Origin of the sequence: Halobacillus sp. BBL2006 (genome assembly GCF_000786645.1) — a bacterium.
GTDB lineage: Bacteria > Bacillota > Bacilli > Bacillales > Halobacillaceae > Halobacillus.
Map to the genome: position 1 here is coordinate 1 of NZ_JRNX01000606.1, position 944 is coordinate 944.

The 944-nt window shown below is 38.2% G+C and carries 1 protein-coding gene; it reads right to left on the reverse strand.

Translation table 11 applies throughout. From position 1 onward, the window contains the following. Positions 1 to 322: 322 nt before the first annotated feature. Positions 323 to 944: metal ABC transporter solute-binding protein, Zn/Mn family (locus LD39_RS16790; protein ID WP_035550206.1), on the reverse strand; the 622-nt coding region annotated here is incomplete at its 5' end.

Here is a 944-nt window from a genome sequence, read left to right on the forward strand (position 1 = left end):
AGTTTTTTTTCTGTTATTTTTACAATTTTAGGATTCACGGATTACCTCTTTCTATTTAACGCTGTAATGGTTAAGCACTTGAATTTTTATAACAGTGAGTCTAGTTTCATCCACTGACCATAAGGATTTTATTGCCTAAATAAAGTGTACCTCATTTTATATAAGCGTACATCTCAATAAGTCTAAACTAATTAACTAAAAACCAATTACCTGATTTGAGATGGATGAATCCTTCCTATTAATAAAAATAAAGGCTATCAAACTTCAGTCATCTATACTGAATTTCGCAACCTTTTATACCATTAGCTACAATTTAAGGCGCTTACCTGGTCAATCCATCTTTAATGGTTTTGATATTCCATTCCATCATCGATATATAAGAATCGCCATCTTCACCAGGCTCTGCCAAAGAGTCTGTGAACACCTTACCCATGATCGGCACGTCCGTTTCAGACGACACAGCTTCCATGCTGCGCGGGTCAATACTCGTTTCTAAAAATAAACCAGTAATAGCTTTCTCGTTAATGATATCGACAATTCGAGTGATTTGATTTGGTGTACCTTGATTTTCCTGATTAATTTCCCAAATGTATTCGGCCTGGAATCCATAAGCTTCACTGAAGTATTTAAATGCCCCTTCACTCGTCACCAGAACCCGTTTGTCCTTTGGAATTTCATTAAATTGTTCAACCGCTTGATCGTGGAGCTCTTGAAGGTCGGCAATATAATTTTCTGCATTCTGCTTATAGGCCTCTTCATTTTCAGGGTCCACCTTAATAAGGGCATCTCTCGCATTCTCTGCATATTTAATTCCATTTCTAACATCTAACCAGGCATGAGGATCTTCTTCCCCTTCTTTTCCTTTAGATGTGAGGTACATTGCTTCGACCCCCTCACTCATTAGGAAGACGGGAGCATTTTCGCTACCTTTGCCGGCTGTTTCC